Raw genomic sequence first — 12870 nt, 5'->3', positions numbered from 1 at the left:
TTACAGGGAAAAACCATGGACAAACGCTTCCCCCAAGCCCACAAAGAGGCGCGCTGGGCACTGTTCCTGACACTCTTTTACCTCGTAGGCTGGATAGTCACCGCCTACGTGCCTGACAATACCGCCGGACCGACCGGGCTGCCGCGCTGGTTTGAGTTCTCCTGCCTGCTGCTGCCGCTGGTGTTTATCGTGCTGTGCTGGCTGATGACGCACCTGGTGTTCCGCGATATCCCATTGGGAGACGACGATGCACAATGATGTGATTCTGCCGCTGGTCGTCTACCTGATGCTGGTGTTCGGGCTGTCGATTTACGCTTATCTGCGCCGCCGCGAAGGCAATTTCCTCAACGAGTATTTCCTCGGTAGCCGTTCGATGGGTGGGTTTGTGCTCGCCATGACGCTGATTGGCACCTATGTCAGCGCCAGTTCGTTTATCGGTGGGCCGGGTGCCGCCTATAAATACGGCCTGGGCTGGGTGCTGTTGGCAGTTATCCAAGTGCCAACCATGCTGCTTTCTCTCGGTATTCTGGGGAAAAAATTCGCCATTCTGGCGCGGCGCTACAACGCCATTACCCTGAACGATATGCTGTATGCCCGTTATGGCAGCCGCCTGCTGGTGTGGTTTGCCAGCCTGAGCCTGCTGGTGGCCTTTATCGGGGCGATGGCGGTACAGTTTATCGGCGGCGCTCGCCTGCTGGAAACTGCGGCTAACGTCCCTTACGACGTCGGGTTGCTGATTTTCGGCGTCACGATAGGGCTTTACACCACCTTCGGCGGTTTTCGCGCCAGCGTACTCAATGACGCGATGCAGGGCGTGGTGATGCTGATCGGCACGGTCTTGCTGCTGGTGGCGATTATCTCTGCCGCCGGTGGGCTGGGCAGCGCGGTAGAAACGCTGCGTCAGATCGATCCGGCCTTGGTCGACCCGCACGGCAGCGGCCAGACGCTTACCTTCCCGTTTATGGCGTCATTTTGGGTATTGGTGTGCTTCGGCGTCATCGGCCTGCCTAACACCGCAGTGCGCTGCATTTCCTACAAAGACAGCAAAGCGCTGCATCGCGGCATCATTATCGGCACCATCGTGATCACCGTGCTGATGCTGGGCATGCATCTGGCAGGCGCGCTGGGGCGCGCTATTATGCCCAACCTGACCATTCCCGATCAGGTCTTGCCGGAACTGATGGTGAAGGTGCTGCCGCCGCTGGCTGCTGGCATCTTCCTCGCTGCGCCCATGTCAGCCATTATGGCCAACATTAATGCGCACCTGCTGCAAGCGTCTGCCACCATCATCAAAGATCTGTATCTGAGCGTAAAACCGCATCAAGCGCAGAATGAACGCCATATCAAATGGCTCTCCAGCGCCACCACGCTGCTGCTCGGCGTGCTGACGCTGCTGGCCTCCTGGCGACCGCCTGAAATGATTATCTGGCTCAATCTGCTGGCGTTTGGCGGCCTGGAAGCAGTGTTCCTGTGGCCGCTAGTACTGGGGCTTTATTGGGAACGCGCCAATGCGACCGGCGCGCTCAGCGCCATGATGGTCGGTGCCTTATGCTATACCCTACTTGCCACCTTTAAGCTGAATCTGGCGGGCTTTCACCCGATCGTCCCCGCCCTTTCGTTCAGCCTGCTGGCATTTCTTATTGGTAACCGTTTTGGCAGCAACCCTGCGCCAAACGCTGCCGCTACACCTTCACATTAACGGGAACAGAGGCTGCTATGCCGTGGATTCAACTCAAAATTAATACGACGGGCGCGCAGGCTGAACAATTGGGCGATGTGCTTATCGAGAGCGGTGCGGTATCCGTCACCTTTCAGGATACCCACGATACGCCGGTATTCGAGCCGCTGCCGGGGGAAACCCGTTTATGGGGCGATACCGACGTGATTGGGCTGTACGACGCCGAAACCGAGATGCCGGACGTGATTGCTCAACTGGAACAAGAGCCGCTGCTGGGTGCCGGTTTTCACCATAAAATCGAGCAATTGGAAGACAAAGACTGGGAACGGGAGTGGATGGACAACTTCCACCCGATGCAGTTTGGTAAACGCCTGTGGATCTGCCCGAGCTGGCGTGACATCCCTGATCCGAACGCGGTTAACGTGATGCTGGATCCCGGCCTGGCCTTTGGTACCGGCACGCACCCTACTACGTCCCTGTGCCTGCAATGGCTCGATGGTCTGGATCTGGCAGGCAAGACGGTTATCGATTTTGGCTGTGGTTCCGGTATTTTGGCGATCGCCGCGCTGAAACTGGGCGCGGCACAGGCAATTGGCATCGATATCGACCCTCAGGCCATTCAAGCCAGCCGCGACAATGCGCAGCGTAATGGCGTCTCAGAGCGTCTGGCGCTCTATCTGTCGAAAGACCAGCCCAACGATCTCTCTGCCGACGTTGTGGTTGCCAATATCCTTGCAGGCCCGCTGCGCGAGCTGGCACCGCTGATTAGCACACTGCCCAAGGCAGGAGGGCATTTAGGGTTATCAGGTATTCTGGCGTCACAGGCAGAGAACGTGGCAGCGGCTTACACCGAGCTGTTCGAACTAGACCCGACCGTTGAGAAAGAGGAGTGGTGCCGCATTACCGGCATCAAGCGCTAAGCATCATGGCGAGTGTCCTTAGCCGTTTCACGGCGGTTGGCGGCACTCGTCAAAATCATTGATGTATATACCCTAAATAATTCGAGTTGCAGGAAGGCGGCAAGCGAACGAATCCCGATGAGCTTACTCAGGTAAGTGATTCGGGTGACAAATCTGCCGGGAGCAGATTTGAACGCCGCCTGCGGCGGCCTCGTAAGAGGTGAGGCCCAGGGATGGGCCGAATAACGAGTGCAGCCAACGCACCTGCAGCTTGAAGTATGACGGGTATAGCGGCTGTGCGATAAAGCGCCGGTTGTTGCGCAGCAAAACGCCATCGGGCGCGGCCTGTCCCAGCATTTGCGTACTGTTGCGCAGAAATGTTTTATCGTGCAATGGTTGGACCAATATGTGACTTGCCTTATAACTTGCTGTAATAAAAAGACAATTATGAATTTCAAGCGCGCAAAGACACATTTCCTTGATCTGTTCCGCTCAATTGCTCAAAGTTTGGCCTTTCATCTGGCGTAAAAAATGCGTAATATACGCGCCCTTGCAGACACAGTATGGTCACTCTTTGTCTATGCACATTGGACAATTTCAGCTAGCTAATCGATTGATCGCCGCCCCCATGGCTGGCGTCAGCGATCGCCCGTTCAGGACGCTCTGTCATGAGATGGGGGCTGGGATGACGGTCTCCGAGATGCTCTCCTCCAATCCGGAGGTGTGGCGTTCGGATAAGTCGCGTCTGCGCATGGTACACAGCGATGAACCTGGGATCCGCGCCGTGCAGATTGCCGGTAGCGACCCTGATGAGATGGCAGCGGCAGCCAGAATCAACACTGATTTTGGCGCGCAAATCATTGATATCAACATGGGGTGTCCTGCAAAGAAGGTAAACCGCAAGATGGCGGGTTCTGCACTGTTGCAGTATCCGGATTTGGTAAAACAGATCCTCTCCGCCGTGGTTAAGGCGGTGGACGTACCGGTCACGCTGAAAATTCGTACTGGCTGGGCACCGGAGCACCGTAACTGTGTAGACATTGCCAGACTGGCCGAAGCCTGTGGTATTCAGGCGCTTACCGTACATGGCCGCACCCGTGCGTGCCTGTTTAACGGTGAGGCAGAATACGACAGCATTCGGGCGGTTAAGCAGGCCGTTTCCATTCCCGTTATCGCGAATGGCGACATTACAAGCCCGCGTAAAGCCAGAGCGGTTCTTGATTACACCGGGGCAGATGCCCTGATGATAGGACGGGCTGCTCAGGGAAGACCCTGGATCTTTCGGGAAATCCAGCATTATCTGGACACGGGGGAGCAACTGGCACCGATGCCATTGGCAGAGGTGAAGCGTTTGCTCTTCAAGCATATACGGGAATTGCACGACTTTTATGGTCCGGGCAAGGGATTCCGTATTGCTCGTAAGCACGTCTCCTGGTATCTCCAGGAGAACGCCCCCAATGACCAGTTTAGGCGCACATTCAACGCCATTGAGGATGCCAGCGAACAGCTGGAGGCGTTGGAGGCATATTTTGAAAATCTTGCGTAAACAGAAAAAGAGCTGACAGAACTATGTTCGAACAACGCGTGAATTCTGACGTACTGACCGTTTCTACCGTAAACTCTCAGGCTCAGGTAACCCAAAAACCCCTGCGCGACTCGGTTAAACAGGCACTGAAGAACTATTTCGCTCAACTTAACGGTCAGGATGTGAATGACCTGTATGAGCTGGTACTGGCTGAAGTTGAACAGCCACTGTTGGACATGGTGATGCAGTACACCCGTGGTAACCAGACCCGCGCGGCCCTGATGATGGGTATCAACCGCGGTACGCTGCGCAAGAAATTGAAAAAATACGGCATGAACTGATACTGGTTCATTACCGTTGGTTTTTTAGAAAAACGCTTGCCAGAAATGGCAGGCGTTTTTTGTCTGTTGCGGTGCAACGTCGGCCCTTAAGCACCTCACCCGATGCCGTTCGCTATAAAAGCTCGATACCCAGTAAATAGCCACCGTTTGTATCGACGCAAACATTCACAGGAATATTAAGTATCTTGGCTATTCTGGCTGTGCTGGAAAACTGATCCCGGTACCCTCGCGGGTCTTCGCCCTCTTTCAAGATAACTTTAAACCATTTTTTATCCACTTCTATCTTAAAGGCATACTCTTTTCCCGACATAATTGTTGATATAAGATACTTTGATATATGTTGATTTTTTAAAAAAACACGATTACCTTCATCAGAGCATTCACTACCAACATGCTCTGTAGCATGGGTAGACAGGCTTATTAACAGCAATACTATTAACCCGATCGCCTTTCTCATTCACAGCCTCCTTTAATATTTTTCTAGTCATCCATCACCATTGCAATCATATTGTATCTGCATTTTTCCCATCGTCTGACATTGTCATTTATATCTCTTTTAGCCATGCTGGATATTGATTCAATAGAACAAGTAGAACACGCAGAATACTCACTCGGTTCGTAGCGAGGTAAATTTTGAATAGGATAAACACCACTGTTAGGCCCAGTGTCAGCATCGAGATAGGCGGGATTCGGGTACTCTCCAATCAACTCCCCCTGCTGACCGCGCCCTCGACTTCGATATGCCCTTACGCTGAAGATCTGTTCAGTCTCGATGCCGCCTAATGCCAACCACTCCTGTTCATGGATATAATCTAAAATCGTACTTTGAAAGCGCCAATCGTTGGTGCGAACAAAAGCAGCTCGGAGACTGTTCACTGAACTATAGAAATTGCTTGTGGGGCGAATGGTATAGAGGTAGTAATTCTCTCCAACAGGCGTCACTTCCGCTGCCATAGCGTGTGGTACTTGTTCCTCAGCGGAAGTAGAAATAAAATAAGAGGTTGCATCACCCTCAAAACAGCTGGTTCCCCTTATGTGTTGATACATATTCCTGTTATGTCCCGAGGGAATAAAACCAATTTTAAACGCATCCCCAACGTCCACGTTATCGAAACGGTAGAAAAATAAAGTGGAATAAGCACCATGACTAAAGAAAAGTACAAAAATAATCAACATGCTTTTTTTCATCTCAATCACCGATAAATGACATCATTGAGACGAAATAAATAACACAAACGATAAGCACTATTATTGTCGTTTTTTATTTTTGCGAAGAAGGTCGATGTTTTTATTCCCTGCTGTTAATCTCAGAAAGCAGAAATAAAAATGGCAACCCAATAAAGCAAGCGCCGCACCGCGCATCGGAGCAGCACTCACCTATCAGGCTATTTAGAAAAAACAGCGTATAACAACGCGGAGTTATACCTCGGGCAGATCAAATCTCAACATCAATGCCATTACGCTTCAACAGCGCATTGAAGTTGTGCAGTTCCCAGATGGTTTTGCCCTGCTGAATTTGCGCACGCAGTTTCACTTCTTTTTCATCACGGCTGCGCGAAGCGGCAAGCACCTCTTCAATCTTCTCACGCGGAATGGCAACGATGCCGTCATCATCACCGATGATCAGATCGCCCGGATTTATCGTCACGCCGCCAAAAGAAATCGGCTGATTGATTTCACCAAAGGTTTCTTTAACCGTACCCTTAATGGAAATGGAGCGGGAGAAAATCGGGAAGCCCAATTTGTGGATGCGTTCCGCATCCCGCACCCCGCCGTTGGTGACCAATCCGGCGATACCGCGACTGAGGGCCGCCGTAGCCATGACATCACCAAACGACCCTTGTTCCGTGTAGTCTCCGGCATCAATCACCAGAACGTCACCGGGTTTCGCCAACTGGAGCGCCGCGTGGATAGTGAAATTATCTCCGGCAGGGGTTTTCACCGTGAATGCGGAGCCCAATACGCGCAAACCGGGATAAATCGGCTTAATGGCAGAGTCTACCGCACCGCGTCGACCGAAGGCTTCATGGGCGGTAGCGGCGGTAATTTCTTTAAAAGCGTCAATCAGTTCCTGGTCTGGGCGAATGAAATCTTGAGTAAGTTTTGACATGGTTATGTTTTCCGTGAATCAGGCTGGGTTAAAGACATTAGGGGCAACGGCAGCGACTTTGCGCGGGAATTCTTCGCGGTAATCACGCAGTCCTTTACCCGGTAACGGGCTGTAAGGGCGTTTCTTGAGTTCATTAATATCCAGATCGATTCCCAGTCCCGGCGCGTCGGGCACGTCGGCCCAGCCGTTGGCAATCGTGATGCCTTGGGTGGCAATACCCTGTGTCGGTTCAATCAAGTTGACGAACACTTCTGCAATATTGAAGTTAGGGATAACCGCGGAAAGGTGGACCGTCGCCGCCAGCCCGACAATCGGGCTGTTGTAGTTATGCGGTGTGACGGCCACGCCGTGCGGGGCGGCCAGCGCAGCAATCTCCAGCATCGATAACAAGCCGCCAACCGCGCAAATATCCGGGTTGATAATGTCCGCCGCGCGTTTCTCAAACACCGGCACAAACCCTTCTTTGGTGTAGAGCGCTTCACCCAGCACGATCGGCGTGTGCGTGCTGCGTTTGACTTCGACGGTGAGATCGATGTTTTCTGGCGGACAGGGCTCTTCGTACCAGCCAATATCGTATTCTTCCAGACGTTCAATCACGCGAATGGCGTGATTTGGTGCCAGGCGACGGTGGCCGTCGATCAGCAGTTCCACATTCGACCCTACCGCTTCACGCACCGCCTTCACATTCTCCACGGCAGCGGTTTCATCGGCGCGGGAAATAAAGGTGCGCCATGGGCCAGGGAAGGGATCCCATTTGATGGCATCATACCCTTGAGCAACCACGTTCACTGCGCGTTTTACCGTATCATCAATGCTCTTGGCACCGAACCACCAGCCGTTGGCATAAAGACGAATCTTTTCGCGCACCGCGCCACCCAGAATACGGTGCAGCGGCAGCCCGGCTTTCTTGCCGACGATATCCCACAGCGCCAGCTCGATGGCACTCCAGGCGCACAGCAGGTCAACCGAATTACGGCGAATCGCAAAATCATCAAGCAGCGTCTGACCAAGGTGACGGATATGGTAGGCTTCACGCCCAATAACAAGCGGAGAGATGGCATTAAGGTATTCACTGACGACCTTCTCTTTGGTATTCGTTACATAGGCTTCGCCCCAGCCGTAAATGCCTTCATCGGTATCCACTTTGACAAAAAGCAGGTTTTTCCCGACCCCTGGATGATAAAAAAAGGTTTCAATATTTGTGATTTTCATTATGGCCCTTATTAGACAAAAGCGCAGAGCGACAAGATATAACGCAAAATTGATACGTAAACATAGCCAATATTATTCTAACTATTTCCACTTACTGAATAATCGAGTTTGAAATTCGAAACATCCTCATGACTGTTTAATATTATTAATCTATTTCTCTCTTATTTCATATTTAAAGAATAATTAGCCCTTATTTGAATAATGATCCACCGGATAATCACTAGACAAAAAATTTAATCACCTTATTCTCGATGGCATTATCTTATTTTCATACCCTTGGTTGTCATTCTCATACCTGATTAATGGGTATAGGTTTATTGCTTCCTGCCTGATTCAACTATTAAAAACCGATGGCAGCCTGAAATTGTGATTATCTGGAGATAACGCCTTGGCCAGCGTAATAAATACCGATTTCCCCCGACCCAATGCGGATCAATTGGCGGCGTTCAAAACGGCCAGTACTGCACTGATTTATCAGGCTGTTGGGCAACGTGGTGCACTGCATTCCTCCATCAAGCCGCTGCGTTCGGGGTTTCGGCTGCTGGGTGCCGCGTTTACCGCCGCCGGTTTTCCCGGCGACAACCTGACGGGACATGCCGCCATCACGCTGGCACAGCCGGGAGACATCCTGGTGTATAGCGTGGACGGTTTTACCCAAGGTGCCTCTTTCGGCGACATGATGGCGACGCTCGCCGCCAACCGTGGGCTAGGCGGTGTCTTGATTGACGGTGCCATTCGCGATGCCGCGCTATTGCGCACTTGGGATCTTCCCCTGTTTGCCCGTGGCATTAGCCTGAAAAGCCGGGGCGAAAAAGCACAGCTCGGCCCACTGGCGACCCCGCTGACAGTGGCTGGCGTGGAAATCTCTCCCGGCGACCTGATTGTCGGCGATGACGACGGCGTTATCGCCATTCCCTATGCCTTGCTTGACGACACAATTGCGCGTTTACAGCCGTTACAGGAAGAAAAAACACGCTTGCTGCACCGTTTCTCTTCCACCGCAACCCCGGAAGATTGGCAAGCGCTGAAAGCGTGGGAATAGCCCGTTCCATTACTGGCTTAGCAGCTATCTATACCCTAAATAATTCGAGTTGCAGGAAGGCGGCAAGAGAGGGAACCCCGATGAGCTTACTCAAGTAAGTGATTCGGGTGAGTGAGCGTAGCCAACGCATCTGCAACTCGAAGTATGACGGGTATAACAATAAAATCATTGAGGAGTAAACATTATGAATACATCGGGGATATCACGCCGTCGCTGGTTACAGTTAGCATCCGCATCCTTAGTGGCCGCCGGAATAGCATTGGGGTCACCGGCCATGGCGGCGAACGCTGACTGGCCAACCAAAACCGTCAAGCTGGTGGTGCCCTTTCCACCCGGCGGAGGCACCGACCTGTTAGCACGCGCCCTGGCGGAGCGTCTGAGTAAATCGTTCGGTCAGACGTTTGTGGTGGAAAACCGGCCGGGAGCAGGAGCGGCTGTCGGCACCGAATACGTGGCACGAGCGACCGATGGTCACACCTTCCTGTTCGCCTCATCCAATCACGTGACCGTACCGGCACTCAACACCCACTTGCGCTATGACATCTTCAAGGATTTCAAATCCATCTCTCTGGTGAGCGATCAGGCAAGCGTCTTCGCCGTCTCGCCCGACCTGCCGGGGAAAAACCTGACGGAAGTGTTGGCGCACATCAAAGCCAATCCGGGGAAATACAATTACGGCACGGCGGGCATAGGCTCCGGCCAGCATCTCAGCACCGCCTATTTACAACAGTTAACGGGTATTGATGTGGTGCATGTGCCGCTCAAGGGCCAGGGCGAAATCATTTCCGAGCTGCTGGGCAAGCGGATTCAACTGGGCTTCCTGGTGCTGAGCACGGCGGTGCCCTACTTTGAGGCCGGCACCATTCGCCCGCTGGGTGTTTCAACCGAACAGCGCAGCCCGTTTGCCCCTGATATTCCGACCCTTTCAGAAGCGGGTGTCCCTAACTTTGTTGCCCGTTCCTGGCTGGGGCTGCTTGGCCCGGCATCGACGCCAGATAGCGTAGTGACAAAGCTGCACGATGCCGTGGTTGGCTACCAGAATGACCCGAGCTACATCGCGATCACCGATAAGGCCGGCATGACGTTAGTCAACAGCACGCCAGCGGAATTCGATGCCGAAATCAAACGCGGTTACGAGCAATGGCGCACCGTGGTAACCAACGCCAATATCCAGCAGCAATAAGTCAGGAGAGCGCCATGAGTGAGACAAAATCAATCGCACAACAGTTACAGCCTTATGCCGATCGCCTGCTGGGCACGCTGAACCCACAGCTAATCAGGCACGTGGAGATCACCCGACCGGCCGCAGAGGTGATTCAGGGGTTTTTATCATTGCCGGATCTGACCTCGGTGGTGGCGGACATTCTTGATGAACTGGGCTATGACACGGCGATCCCGGCACAGACGCTACGGCCACTTACGCCGGGACAACGCATCGTCGGCCCAGCGGTGACAGCGCGTCAGAGCCGCGCCAGACAGTTGCCCGGCTTCACGCTGTCCGCTGGCAACGCGCCGCAAGGCGGCGGTATCGACCAAATCACGCTAACGCAGCCCGGCGATGTGTTCGTGGTTGATGCGGCAGGCAGCAGCGATGCCTCCAGCTTTGGCGGCATTCTTGCCACGGCGGCAAAGGCCAAAGGGCTGGCAGGGGTGGTGGTTGACGGTGCCGTGCGCGACAGCGGCAGTATCGTTGAGTCGGGGCTGAAGGTCTGGTCACGCAGCGTCACACCGCGCACCGGCAAGCGCCGTCTGGAACTGGTGGCGTTTAACGATGTGGTCAATATCGGCGGCGTTCAGGTCAGGCCCGGCGATCTGATTCTGGCGGATAACGATGGCGTGATTATCGTCCCCAGTGATGTTGCGCAGACCGTGCTGGATCGCGCGCTGCAAGCGGCAGAAAAAGAGAGTCATCTGTTGAAAGCGCTGGAACAGGGCGCATCGGCGCGTGACGCAGCGGGTATTCTGCCCCCCGGCAAGTGGTGATCCCCCGGTATCGCTACAACATCACGCTTAAACAATAAATGATTAAACGAGGTAGACCCATGTCTGCAACGCATAAACGCATACAGGGCGAATTCCTGTCCGGCATCGCGATTGCCCTGCTTGGCGCAGGTGCCATCGCCATTGCCAACACCGAACACACGCTCGGCACCGCCGCCAGAATGGGTGCCGGTTACATGCCGACCATTTTGGGTGCACTGTTGGTACTGCTGGGGGGATTGATTGCCGTGCGTGCCTGGCTATCATCGCCACGTCGCCGCGCCCCCGATGAAGCCGGTTTCACGCTGCGTGCTCCGCTATTGATGCTGGGTGCGGTGATTTTATTTGCCCTGTTGGTCGATCAGTGGGGCATTATTGTTGCCAGCCTGCTGACGGTGATTACCGCCGCAATCGGCAGCCGTGAAGCCAAACTCAAGGAAACGCTGGCGCTGGCGACGGTGCTGGCGTTTTCCGTCCCACTGCTGTTTGTTCAGGTGCTGGGCTTACCGCTTAAGGTATGGCCGCTATGATCCCGGATGTATGGCAGGGGTTGTTCCACGGCCTGTCGATAGCACTGTTACCGAACAACCTGTTCTATTGCTTTTGCGGCGCGCTGTTTGGCACGCTGGTGGGCGTGTTACCCGGCGTCGGGCCGCTGGTCACCATCGCGCTGCTGTTGCCGTTTACTTTCACGCTGGAACCGACCAGTGCCCTGATCATGTTGGCGGGGATTTATTACGGCGCACAATATGGCGGTTCTACCACGTCGATTCTACTGAATATGCCGGGTGAAACCTCCTCGGTGATCACCTGTCTGGACGGGCACGCCATGGCGAAACAGGGCCGTGCCGGTCCCGCATTGGCGATTGCCGCGTTGGGGTCGTTTTTTGCCGGAACCCTGGCGACCTTTGTCATTGGGTTTTTCTCCCCGTCGCTCGCCAGCATGGCCATTCGCTTCGGGCCGGCAGATTATTTCTCGCTGCTGGTGTTAGGCCTCATTGGCGCGGTGGTGCTGGCACAAGGCTCACTGCTAAAAGCCATCACCATGGTAGTGGTTGGACTGCTGCTGGGATTGGTGGGCACCGACATCAACTCCGGTGAATTACGCTTCACCTTTGGTATTCCTGAACTCGCTGACGGCATCGATTTTGTGCCGCTGGCAATGGGGGTTTTTGGCATTGGTGAAATCATCCGCGTGTTAGTACAGCAGGAAAAAAGCGGCGGTACGGTGATTGAACACGGTAAGCTGATGCCAAGCGCGCAGGATATCCGTCAGGCCACTCCTGCCGTTTTACGCGGTTCCTTACTGGGCTCAGTGCTCGGTCTGCTGCCGGGTGGAGGGGCCGCACTCGCCTCTTTCGCCGCCTACACGGTGGAAAAGAAGCTGGCGAAAGACCCTTCCCGCTTCGGCAAGGGGGCTATCGAAGGGGTTGCCGCGCCGGAATCCGCCAATAACGCAGCGGCGCAAACCTCGTTTATTCCGCTGCTCACGCTGGGATTACCGTCAAACGCCATTATGGCCCTGATGGTGGGCGCCATGATGATCCACGGTATTAACCCCGGCCCACGCATTATGCAGAGCGAACCGGACCTGTTTTGGGGCATGGTCGCGAGCATGTGGGTAGGGAACGCGATGCTGCTGGTGCTCAACTTGCCGATGGTCGGCGTGTGGGTCCGTCTGTTAAAAATACCTTATCGCTTGTTTTATCCGGCCATTGTGCTGTTTAGCTGCGTCGGTATTTACAGCGTCTCCAATAATCCGTTCGACCTGTTTTTGGCCGCCCTGTTTGCCTTATTGGGTTATACCCTGGCGATGCTGCGCTTTGAGCTTGCGCCGCTGCTGTTGGGCTTTATTCTCGGACCGATGATGGAGGAGAATTTACGCCGGGCGCTGATCATTTCACGCGGAGATTTCGGTATTTTCGTGCATGAGCCCATTAGCTTAGGGTTATTGATTGCCTCGGGATTACTGCTGTTGATCACGCTGGCACCGATGGTGCGGTTGGGGCGGGATAAAATCTTCGTTGAGTAACAAGGAAAAAGAGGGATGAGATACGGAGCGTGAGTGCAAAACCCACGCTCC

The 12870-nt window shown here is 54.0% G+C and carries 14 protein-coding genes; 10 read left to right on the top strand and 4 right to left on the bottom strand.

The genetic code is table 11. The features are described from left to right. Window positions 1–15: 15 nt before the first annotated feature. The 5 genes from J5069_RS10250 to fis all read left to right on the top strand — a co-directional run bounded on the left by J5069_RS10250 (window position 16) and on the right by fis (window position 4443). Complete coding sequence (locus J5069_RS10250; protein WP_264629236.1) at window positions 16–258, top strand: YhdT family protein; 243 nt, start codon at window positions 16–18, stop codon at window positions 256–258. Then, window positions 248–1699 (top strand): sodium/pantothenate symporter, encoded by a 1452-nt coding sequence (gene panF, locus J5069_RS10245; RefSeq protein ID WP_264643821.1) that lies wholly within the window; start codon window positions 248–250, stop codon window positions 1697–1699. Before J5069_RS10250 ends, panF begins: the two co-directional genes overlap by 11 nt. Before the next feature lie 17 nt (window positions 1700–1716). Then, window positions 1717–2598: a 50S ribosomal protein L11 methyltransferase gene (prmA, locus tag J5069_RS10240; RefSeq protein WP_264643820.1), complete on the top strand. Its 882-nt coding sequence runs from the start codon at window positions 1717–1719 to the stop codon at window positions 2596–2598. A 559-nt stretch (window positions 2599–3157) separates the two neighbouring features. After that, window positions 3158–4123: a tRNA dihydrouridine synthase DusB gene (gene dusB / locus J5069_RS10235; RefSeq protein WP_264643819.1), complete on the top strand. Its 966-nt coding sequence runs from the start codon at window positions 3158–3160 to the stop codon at window positions 4121–4123. A gap of 23 nt (window positions 4124–4146) precedes the next feature. Beyond that, a complete protein-coding gene (fis, locus tag J5069_RS10230; protein WP_012883002.1) occupies window positions 4147–4443 on the top strand; it encodes a DNA-binding transcriptional regulator Fis in 297 nt (98 codons plus the stop codon). A gap of 112 nt (window positions 4444–4555) precedes the next feature. On the opposite strand, the gene J5069_RS10225 is transcribed toward fis, so the two are convergent. The 4 genes from J5069_RS10225 to J5069_RS10210 all read right to left on the bottom strand — a co-directional run bounded on the left by J5069_RS10225 (window position 4556) and on the right by J5069_RS10210 (window position 7765). Continuing rightward, window positions 4556–4900 (bottom strand): hypothetical protein, encoded by a 345-nt coding sequence (locus J5069_RS10225; protein ID WP_264643818.1) that lies wholly within the window; start codon window positions 4898–4900, stop codon window positions 4556–4558. A gap of 23 nt (window positions 4901–4923) precedes the next feature. Further along, complete coding sequence (locus J5069_RS10220) at window positions 4924–5631, bottom strand: enterotoxin A family protein (RefSeq protein ID WP_264643817.1); 708 nt, start codon at window positions 5629–5631, stop codon at window positions 4924–4926. 247 nt (window positions 5632–5878) lie between these two features. Beyond that, window positions 5879–6553: a 4-carboxy-4-hydroxy-2-oxoadipate aldolase/oxaloacetate decarboxylase gene (locus J5069_RS10215; protein WP_195314251.1), complete on the bottom strand. Its 675-nt coding sequence runs from the start codon at window positions 6551–6553 to the stop codon at window positions 5879–5881. Window positions 6554–6571: 18 nt separating this feature from the next. After that, entirely contained in the window at window positions 6572–7765 is a 1194-nt protein-coding gene (locus tag J5069_RS10210) for a mandelate racemase/muconate lactonizing enzyme family protein (RefSeq protein WP_264643816.1), read from the bottom strand. 388 nt (window positions 7766–8153) lie between these two features. Here J5069_RS10210 and J5069_RS10205 point away from each other — a divergent pair, with 388 nt between their 5' ends. The 5 genes from J5069_RS10205 to J5069_RS10185 all read left to right on the top strand — a co-directional run bounded on the left by J5069_RS10205 (window position 8154) and on the right by J5069_RS10185 (window position 12819). After that, entirely contained in the window at window positions 8154–8807 is a 654-nt protein-coding gene (locus J5069_RS10205) for an RraA family protein (protein ID WP_264643815.1), read from the top strand. 184 nt (window positions 8808–8991) lie between these two features. Then, window positions 8992–9990 (top strand): Bug family tripartite tricarboxylate transporter substrate binding protein, encoded by a 999-nt coding sequence (locus J5069_RS10200; RefSeq protein WP_264643814.1) that lies wholly within the window; start codon window positions 8992–8994, stop codon window positions 9988–9990. A gap of 14 nt (window positions 9991–10004) precedes the next feature. After that, the gene (locus J5069_RS10195; protein ID WP_264643813.1) at window positions 10005–10790 is read left to right on the top strand and encodes an RraA family protein; all 786 of its coding nucleotides are present in this window, start codon (window positions 10005–10007) and stop codon (window positions 10788–10790) included. Window positions 10791–10849: 59 nt separating this feature from the next. Beyond that, the gene (locus J5069_RS10190) at window positions 10850–11317 is read left to right on the top strand and encodes a tripartite tricarboxylate transporter TctB family protein (RefSeq protein WP_264643812.1); all 468 of its coding nucleotides are present in this window, start codon (window positions 10850–10852) and stop codon (window positions 11315–11317) included. Beyond that, window positions 11314–12819, top strand: coding sequence for a tripartite tricarboxylate transporter permease (locus J5069_RS10185; protein ID WP_264643811.1), 1506 nt, complete (start codon window positions 11314–11316; stop codon window positions 12817–12819). Before J5069_RS10190 ends, J5069_RS10185 begins: the two co-directional genes overlap by 4 nt. Window positions 12820–12870 lie beyond the last annotated feature (51 nt).

This window comes from Candidatus Symbiopectobacterium sp. NZEC127 (assembly GCF_025962675.1).
Lineage (GTDB): Bacteria > Pseudomonadota > Gammaproteobacteria > Enterobacterales > Enterobacteriaceae > Symbiopectobacterium.
This window is presented reverse-complemented; position numbering and strand designations above follow the sequence as displayed.

Coding starts and splice junctions, on each gene's coding strand:
- J5069_RS10250 (WP_264629236.1), top strand. CDS start 16: ATGGACAAACGCTTCCCCCAAGCCCACAAAGAGGCGCGCTGGGCACTG.
- panF (WP_264643821.1), top strand. CDS start 248: ATGCACAATGATGTGATTCTGCCGCTGGTCGTCTACCTGATGCTGGTG.
- prmA (WP_264643820.1), top strand. CDS start 1,717: ATGCCGTGGATTCAACTCAAAATTAATACGACGGGCGCGCAGGCTGAA.
- dusB (WP_264643819.1), top strand. CDS start 3,158: ATGCACATTGGACAATTTCAGCTAGCTAATCGATTGATCGCCGCCCCC.
- fis (WP_012883002.1), top strand. CDS start 4,147: ATGTTCGAACAACGCGTGAATTCTGACGTACTGACCGTTTCTACCGTA.
- J5069_RS10225 (WP_264643818.1), bottom strand. CDS start 4,900: ATGAGAAAGGCGATCGGGTTAATAGTATTGCTGTTAATAAGCCTGTCT.
- J5069_RS10220 (WP_264643817.1), bottom strand. CDS start 5,631: ATGAAAAAAAGCATGTTGATTATTTTTGTACTTTTCTTTAGTCATGGT.
- J5069_RS10215 (WP_195314251.1), bottom strand. CDS start 6,553: ATGTCAAAACTTACTCAAGATTTCATTCGCCCAGACCAGGAACTGATT.
- J5069_RS10210 (WP_264643816.1), bottom strand. CDS start 7,765: ATGAAAATCACAAATATTGAAACCTTTTTTTATCATCCAGGGGTCGGG.
- J5069_RS10200 (WP_264643814.1), top strand. CDS start 8,992: ATGAATACATCGGGGATATCACGCCGTCGCTGGTTACAGTTAGCATCC.
- J5069_RS10195 (WP_264643813.1), top strand. CDS start 10,005: ATGAGTGAGACAAAATCAATCGCACAACAGTTACAGCCTTATGCCGAT.
- J5069_RS10190 (WP_264643812.1), top strand. CDS start 10,850: ATGTCTGCAACGCATAAACGCATACAGGGCGAATTCCTGTCCGGCATC.
- J5069_RS10185 (WP_264643811.1), top strand. CDS start 11,314: ATGATCCCGGATGTATGGCAGGGGTTGTTCCACGGCCTGTCGATAGCA.